The sequence below is a fragment of the Pseudomonas sp. UMAB-08 genome (assembly GCF_900095225.1).
GTDB lineage: Bacteria > Pseudomonadota > Gammaproteobacteria > Pseudomonadales > Pseudomonadaceae > Aquipseudomonas.
Map to the genome: position 1 here is coordinate 159,761 of NZ_LT607423.1, position 8,230 is coordinate 167,990.

The 8,230-nt window shown below is 57.5% G+C and carries 5 protein-coding genes and 1 pseudogene; 2 read left to right on the top strand and 4 right to left on the bottom strand.

The genetic code is table 11. The features are described from left to right. Positions 1-16 precede the first annotated feature (16 nt). From K0F75_RS17655 to K0F75_RS17675, 4 genes and pseudogenes are all read right to left on the bottom strand, one after another. Positions 17-709, bottom strand: a complete 693-nt coding sequence (locus K0F75_RS17655; protein ID WP_219063239.1) for a sensor histidine kinase KdpD — start codon at positions 707-709, stop codon at positions 17-19. Beyond that, positions 706-2,310, bottom strand: coding sequence for a response regulator (locus tag K0F75_RS17660; protein WP_219063240.1), 1,605 nt, complete (start codon positions 2,308-2,310; stop codon positions 706-708). The genes K0F75_RS17655 and K0F75_RS17660 overlap by 4 nt, the downstream gene beginning before the upstream one ends. 599 nt (positions 2,311-2,909) lie before the next feature. Next, positions 2,910-4,657, bottom strand: a pseudogene (locus tag K0F75_RS17670) (diguanylate cyclase domain-containing protein). Next, on the bottom strand, positions 4,654-5,694 hold the full coding sequence (locus K0F75_RS17675) for a PotD/PotF family extracellular solute-binding protein (RefSeq protein WP_219063242.1): 1,041 nt from the start codon (positions 5,692-5,694) through the stop codon (positions 4,654-4,656). The pseudogene K0F75_RS17670 and the gene K0F75_RS17675 overlap by 4 nt, the downstream one beginning before the upstream one ends. A gap of 1,199 nt (positions 5,695-6,893) precedes the next feature. Here K0F75_RS17675 and K0F75_RS26285 point away from each other — a divergent pair. Together K0F75_RS26285 and K0F75_RS17685 are read left to right on the top strand one after the other, a co-directional pair. Further along, a complete protein-coding gene (locus tag K0F75_RS26285; protein ID WP_374028857.1) occupies positions 6,894-7,460 on the top strand; it encodes a methyl-accepting chemotaxis protein in 567 nt (188 codons plus the stop codon). Then, positions 7,457-8,089 carry a hypothetical protein gene (locus K0F75_RS17685; RefSeq protein WP_257604425.1) on the top strand — a complete coding sequence of 211 codons (633 nt, stop codon included), beginning with the start codon at positions 7,457-7,459 and terminating at the stop codon, positions 8,087-8,089. Before K0F75_RS26285 ends, K0F75_RS17685 begins: the two co-directional genes overlap by 4 nt. The last annotated feature ends 141 nt before the right edge of the window (positions 8,090-8,230 follow it).

An 8,230-nucleotide genomic window follows, 5' to 3' on the forward strand; every position in this document is an offset into this window, starting at 1 on the left:
TTCATTGCGGTGGCACTCAAGGAAGATAAATAATGAATTGACCGCCGCCCAACTTGCCGCCGTTGGCCAGTTCGATATGCCCATGCACGCCATTGCGCTCATGCCGTTTGGCAATGTGCGCAGCGAAATAGAGGCCCAGACCCGTGCTGCCGCTGCTTTGATTGATGCCCTGCACATAGTCTGACTGACGTTCGATCATCTGTGCTGGATACCCGGGGCCGTCGTCATTGATCGTCAATACGAGTTGATCGCCCTCCTCGTGGGCGCTGATCAATACCGCATGGCGCGCATAGCGGATGGCATTGATAATAATGTTCGCCACCACCGAGCCTATGAGTTCACGGTCGAAGAAGCCGAGCACATTAACGCCCTCGAGTTCGTAACTCGCGACGATCCCATGACTGTTCAAGACATCCTGATGGCACGCCAGTTGTGCTTCGATGAAATCATCGAGTTCATGATAGTCAGGGCGCAGGGGCAACTGATTGACGCCCAGCTTGTACAGCCCGAGCAGTTGCACCAGCATCCCGTTGAGGTGGGCGAACTCGTACTCGATCGCCCCATGCTCGGGGGTGCCTTGCTGCACGTCGGGCAGCCGCATCAGCCACTGACTGTGAGCGTGCATCAACGTCGCCAGGGAGTTCTTCATGTCATGCACGATGGAGGCGATCACCATCGAGAAGTCGAGGCCCTCATCGGTAGTACTCATGCGCCAAACGCCCTGCTCTGCAACTTCTGATAACGCTCATAACGGGGATCCGTGTCAGGCATCATGCCGATCATGTTCAGGCACACTCGACATTCTTCAAGCCGTGCAGCATCTGGAGCCACGCCCTTCGCTGGCAACAACGATTGCACCATGTTCAGCGCGATACTGATGTTCTTCGATTGCAACGCCAACGCGCGACGGAAGAAATCCTGCGCTTCGGCGAGATTACCGGCCTTGTAACTGCGTACGCCTTGAAGGTTGAGGTCAGCGGCGGCCTTGCCCGCACCAAGGATCGCCGGATCGTCGGTCAGACGGGAGATGCCCTGCATGACTGCGGGGTCATCGCCGTAGATTTCTGCGCAGTTTTTCAATACCCCTGCTCCAGCGTCCTCATGACCCAAGCGCTGAAGCTGGGCGGCAACCGCCAGTGCCGCGTCGGCACCCAGAAAGTTCTCCATCCCCTTAAGAACTTCCAACGCCTGCTCGGTCAGCTTCGCAGCGGCCTCAGGATCCGACTGCTGCAGGCTGGTTGCTTTCATCAGACGAGTGCGCAATTGCAGCCCCTGATCGTTGCCGTATTCCTTAGCGACTTCACCCAGCGTCTGGTTGATCTCCACCCGGGCCCTGGCATCCAGGCCCTTATCACCATTCTTGCTGATCAGTGCTTGTGCCAGGCCGAGGTTGCTCTCTGGATCCTTGAAGCGAGAATACTGCCCTTGGGACACGGCATGACGATAAGCCTTGGAGGCGCTTTCAAAATCATCGTTACCCATCGCCAGCTTGCCCAGCAACCTTTGCCGACGCACAGCCAATGGCGATAAACGCACGGCATCCTCGAGCACGCTTTGAGCGCGTCGGGCGTCACCACGGGCAACCAATACATCAGCCAGACCATCGTAGAGCGTCGGGATCATCGGGAAAGCAATCATTGCCCGCTCGTAAATCGCCTGAGCCTCGCTGGCCTTGCCGCGTTTGAACAGTAATTTGCCAAGCGCCGCATAAGCCCAAGGCGTGGCGCGGTCGGCCAGGATCATCTTGAGAAAGCTTTCCAGCGCATCATGCTGATTAAGATCGCGCAGCGCATCAGCCTTGTAGCGTTGGCAGAGGGGCGCAAAGCGCTGGTCCTTCTCGGTAAGGCTGGTACAGGCAGCCAATACTTCGGCAGGCTTGCCGCGATCAAGCGCCTGGAGAATCGGTTTGAGCAACGTCTTACGCTGGTCAAGCTTTTCAAGGCGCTGGGCCAGGCCCGCACGGTTGAACGGTTTGGTCAGATAGGCATCCGGCTCCCATTCCAGGGCGCTCATCACCATGGCCTGGCTGTTCTCGGCGGTGACCATGACGAAAACACTTTCATGGCTTATCAGCTTGTCGGTCATCAGGTCTTCAAGCACCTGCTGACCATTTTTCTTACCGTCACCGAAATTGAAATCATGCAGGATAAAGTCGTAGCGCTTCTGCGCGCACATGAGTAGCGCCTGCTCACCCGTATCGGCGGTATCTACTTCCACAACGCCCAGTTCCCGCAGCATGGACCTGACCGAACTGCGAAAGTCGGAGAAATCATCGACGATAAGAAACTTTTTTTTGTTGTACGCCAGCATCGAGATTCCTGTCATGGGAAGTAAGAGTAGGAGCCCAAAAGCAAATACCAATGCAAGGACGGGTTGAGCTTTGCTGCCCATTTCGGCGCGCACATAATAGCCAAGCGTAATAGGTCATCAAGCGACTTTACATAACAATGCTATCCTTCTTGCTTGCCGCATCGCAATGGCCATGATCCAAGCGTTTTCAGACGTTCAGGCGAACGCTATAAGGGCTTAAGCGGCAACCGGATTTTTGGTCAATTCGGATAGTCGAAAGATAGTCTGCTATCGACCCAAAACAAGGAGTCGCAGCAGGCAGAAATCGGCAAGGACGAGACGATGGACAAGAACCGTAATCAGGCGACAAACAGGGCAGAAAGATTACGCATATTTGTCGTCTACTTAGGGTGAGTGGCGAACAGGAAACTTTTGCCTTAATACACTAAACGCAATGAGTATTCTTTACCGCGAGAAGTGTTATCTGACCTGCGCCTTTGGAGAATATTTAAATAGCCGGGTTAAGTATCATCTCTGATCAATAGCCGAGGCATTTGTTTGATCGTCCAAGGACACTGACCATGGCAAACATGTTGCCAGCAGTGATCAGCGATGTTCAATCAGGAGGGCGACTCGCAGCGGTTTTCACCCGCGTCCGACAGGTCGAATGAGTAGGTATTGCGACCCGACTTCTTGGCTGCGTACATCGCGTGGTCAGCGTGCTGGACCAAGGCTTCGATATCGTTGCCATCGCGCGGGAACATGCTGACACCCATGCTCGCATTGACTCTCACTTCATGACCATCAATGAACAGGGGAAGCTGGAAGCGGTTATGCAGCTTCTCCAGAATGGTGACAATATGCTGGGTATCCTCAACCGCCTCGAAGAAGATGACGAATTCATCCCCCCCAAACGCGCCACCGAATCGTTTTCGCTGGTGGCAGAACGTAGCAGGTTGGCCACCGCCTTGAGCACATGATCACCGAGGCTGTGGCCGTACCGGTCATTAATGCTCTTGAAGTGATCGAGATCGACAAACAGCACCGCCAAGTGCTTGCCGCTACTCTGTGAATTGATCAAGGCACGCTCAAGGCGATCAAAGAACACCCGACGGTTCGGTAGACCGGTCAGTGGATCATGTCGAGACAGGTGTTCGAAGGCCGTGCGGCTGTGCGTGAGATCCTCCAGTTGACTGAGGATTTCCTCCTGCATTTCGCGAAAACTCTGGGCCAGTTGGCCCAATTCGTCCTGACGCGAGGGCAGTTCGCTGATCTTGCGTTCACGGGAAAATAGTTGCACGGCTTGGGTCATGCTTTTCAGCGGACGGATGACCGCACGCGAGGTGATGATCGCCGTGAGCAGGGCCAGCAGACTGAACAGCAGGACGATCTGGACGATCTTCTGGCCCACCCGCGAGGCCTCGGCGAGTACGAGGCTTTGTGACTGACCGAGACCGAGGACGATGAAAGGTTCCGAGGTCTGCGCATTGTTTGAGATGCGCACGAACGCTGCAACCAGCCCATCTTGCTGCTCCTGCGCGACGCTACGGCTGATCAAATGGTCCTTATGCTTCTCACCAAGCAGTCTGGCGACTTCCGGGAACTCGTCCTGGATGAACAAACGGCGCCCTTGGTCAAATCCGAAAGTGCGTTGGTGGTCTGGGTGGACCAGCAGGTCGCCCCAGCGATTGCTCAGATACACCTGGTATTGCGCGGGCAAATCCCCCTGCAGTTGATTAAAGAGCTGGTCGAGGTCGACGTTGATCACCAGCAGGGCGAATACTTTACCGCTGGCATCCGCCACTGGCGTGGACACATGCAGGGTCGGCTTGCCCAACCCGGAGTGAGCGCCCTGCTCATGGTTAATCACGATCGGGGACAAGCGTGTTTCACCGGGCGCCAGGCGCAAGGTGTCGAACACGTAGGCGTAATGAGCCTTCTCCTGCAGATCGGCACCGCTGACGCGTAACAGGCGCTCACCGTCGCGATCAACCCGCACCAGTTCGAGGCCATGGTCGACAGCGCTGATCAGGCGGATCTGCATATAGTCGGGGTGCACTTGCAACATGGCGCGGAACAACTCGGCAAGGTTGTCTTGGGCATGTAAACGCACGCTCTGGCTACTGGCGCCCGGAAGCTCGCGCACCTCCGGGCCGTTGGCCAACAGTTGCGCATCGAGACCGATGTCGTCGAGATTGCCGTGCAGGTTGCGCCCGAGCACCTGGACGGAAGTGAGCAGGTCGCGCTCTGCGGCTTTAAGCAGAATGTCGCGACTACTGGTGTAGGAATAGTATCCGGCCAGACCGGTGGGCAGGATGCCGAACAGAGCCATCAGGCACCCGAGTTTGAGGGCAATACTGAACCTCATCGCGCCTCCTGCAGGGGCGAACGGTCGCCAGACATGATGCGCTGCCACAGCGCAGTACGATGTGCATCGTCCTCGACAGGACGCAGCCAAATCAGTTGTGCCGATGGGTCCATGCCAACCGGCTCTACCAAGGTGTTGGACAAGCCCTGGCGCTCGCTCAGAGCGCGACTGACATGGGGCTCAAGAGTAAAGTTGATCCAGGCTTCGGCCAACACTGGATCGCGCGCGTTGCGACTGATCGCCCAACAGTCGAGCCAAGCCAAAGCACCTTCTCGCGGAATCACATAGCCGACATCGGCGCCAGCGTCCTGCAACTGCTTGAGCTGCTGCCGGCCATAGTTGGCGAAGAGCAGAGCCACCGAGTGTTCACGGAATAGTTCGGCAGCTTCCTCGGGCAGAGAATAGAAGGTCAGCACGTTGCGGCGCAGCGCGACCAGCTGATCAGCGACCAAGGGGAAATCAGCGGCGGCGATGTGGAACGGGTCGCCACCGCGCGCCAGGCTGGCCAGAGAGAAGTTATGGCTGCTGGTGTTGAAAGCCAATACACGGCCTTGGAATTTGGGGTCCCACATGCTGGTGATCGACTGCGGTGGCTGACTGAACTGCTGTCGGTCATAGATCAGCCCCATGTCCGAATAGGTGTAGGGGATCGCGTAGACATTGCCGCCGGCCATAATCCCGGGGATCTTCGAGTAGTCGCGAAAGCGCAAGAGTTGGCGCGAGGTGTTAGTTATACGCGCAGGTTGCAATGGCTGTAGCAGTTGCTGACCTATGTAGTACTCGACTTCCGCGGTGTTGGCAGCGATCAAGTCGTAGTTGCCACCCTGATTTTCCGCCAGCTTGCTGCGCAGCACTTCGTCGCTACCAACCAGGGTTACTTCGACCTTCACTTCGTAACGCGCCTCAAACTCCGCGACCAGGTCGCTGTCGGCATAGCCAGGCCAGGCAAGCAGACGTAGCGTTTGGACGCCAGCCTGCGCCAGCGTCGGGGCCAGGGTGGAGAGCAGGACGAGCAAAAATGGGTAGAAATGCTTCATCGACAAGGCCAAAAAAAGCGAGATTTTGAGTATATAGATGGCTATATGCCTTAGTCTTTAATACCACGCCTAACTTTCGCCGTTGGTCGGAAACAGTCTATTGCGGAGATCGATGAGAGCGACCCGCCTGTGTCGAAACCGAAAAGCTGCTCACCAGAACCCGATCGTGTTTAATTCGAACCATAACAGAGCATTGTGGCTCAGCAATTCCCACGGCTGGTGCGTTAATCGCGCTTTCTGCCTTCGCCGTAAACATCGGAATAAAGCCTGAGAAGAAAATAGGTAAGCCCGTTCCTCTCCTTGACCTGTTTTTTCCTGCAAGCGCGTTCCGTGCCTGGCCCATCGCTCATCAATAGCAATTGAACAGAGTCACCCTTCTCACTGCGTGGGCGACACGCTTGCTTGTGGCCGACGGCAAAGACTGGCAAGCAACTTGCTTGGCCTGATCACACTTGAGCCATCAACGACGATGGTTTCACAACTATTACGGGCAACGGCGTCCGCTCACCTCCGCATTTCGGCAGGTGAGCGTGCGCCGTTTTTGCGTTCACCCCGGTAAAAAGGAAATCCTATTGCCCGCTCAAGGAATCCTCCCAATGGGTCATGCCACCACAACGCTGCACAGGGACGCAGGCAAGCGCCGTCCTACTGGCACATCGTTTGGGAAAGCATTATTCAAACCAGGCATGGTCCTACTGGAACGCAGCGGGATCAACCTCTGGTTACCGCTCGGTCTTGCCCTTGGCGCCTGCGGTCTCGCGCTAGCCGAACAGCCTGCCAGCGCACTGGCCCTCATCCCTGGCGTTCTCTATCTAGGCTGTGCCTGGCAATTGCGCGAGCGCGATCAACGCCATCTACAGACATTCTGGAACACCGAACTGGCACGACTGCTGCGCAGCTCCCGGGATGCCGACCCCGCGACGCTGCTAGTGACCACAAGCACTTCGCTGCGCAACAGCGAACGCATGCGCAGCGAAGTGCAGTTCGCCAGCCGCGCGTTGGAACAGATGGCCCAGCAGGCCAGCGACCAGGGTGAGGAACAGAGCCAACGGATCGCCATGATCGCCGCTGCCAGCGAGCAGATCGACCAGACCCTGCACAGCATCGACGCCTTGGCCCAGGATGCATTGGCGGCCTTCGCCGACGCCCATGCACGGAGTGACGCCGGTTGCCTGGAGGCTCGTGCCGTGGGCGGCAGCATGCTCGCCATCCAGCACAGTCTGGGCAATACCGCGCAGGCTGTGGAAGCTTTGCTGCAGCGCACCGCAGCAGTCGAAAAAACAGTGAATAGCATCCAGGCGCTGGCCAAGCAGACCCAGTTGCTGGCACTCAATGCGTCCATCGAGGCAGCCCGCGCAGGCGAGCATGGCCGCGGTTTCGCCGTGGTGGCAGATGAAGTCCGCAGCCTGGCTCAGGCTACCGACCAGGCGACCCACGAAATCACCAAGGTCGCGACGGCGATCGCCATGGCAGTCCGCCAGGTAGATGGCGAGGTCAAAGAACACCGCCACCTGCTGGAAGCCGGCAACCAGCAGAGCGAGCACCTTGCCACCAACCTCGATGACCTGGCTCAACGGAGCCAGACCAATCTGCAACAACTCGGCGCCATGCAACAGGCGCTCAGCGAACACCAACAAGCCAATCATGCTCTCAGCGAACAGCTGCAACAGGTCAATGGGGCCGTACAGGTGCAGAGCACACAGACTCATGCGCTGCACGACCTGACTCGCTATCTCAACCAGCTCACCGCCGGAAGCCGCACATGAACCTACAACCCGCCATGGCATTCGATCTGATCCAGCCGCCGCAGGGCGACCCGGCACTGCTGCGGGCACTGTTGCAGGGCATCGACCTGCTGCAAGGCCTGCAGCAGCATCGCGGTCTCGGCGGACAAACCACCAGTGAAGCACGGCAGCGATGCCAAGCGCTGGGCTCCTCGCTCGACCACCGCTGGAAGGAATGGCCCTATGCTGAACAGCGGCAGAACTGGCAAGCGTTACGCCGTGCTCCCGCAGATTTCGATGGCCATTGCCGTTTGCTGCAAGACCTGCTCGGCACTATCCAGCACCTCGAACTGCACCGCTGCGCGCTCAATCTTGAGCCCCCAAGCATCGCCGAACGCTGTTGGGAACTGGAAGACCTTGGCCGGCTGCGGGGTCTGTCAGTACGCGCAGCCGCCCACCGAACCTGCCCTTTGGAAATGCTTATCCAGTTGCAGTATTTGCATGAACGCTTACTCAGGCATGCCCCCCGCTCGCTGCACAGTGCTCTCGATCAGTTGCAACGCTGCCTCATCGGTACGCAAATAGTGTCCATCGCCCCTGCGGAGTGCTACGCCCTGCTCACCCCATTGCTCGACGAGCGTCTGGACGCAATCCGACGAGATCTGGATTAAGTCGGATCTCCGCCCGAGTTAGCAACGGAACGTTGCAGTCGTATGCGAGCAACTCTTGAGCCCTTTTTTCTGCGCACAAACAAAACCCCTGTCTGCATAAGCAGACAGGGGTTTCGGAATTTAATCTTGACGATGACCTAC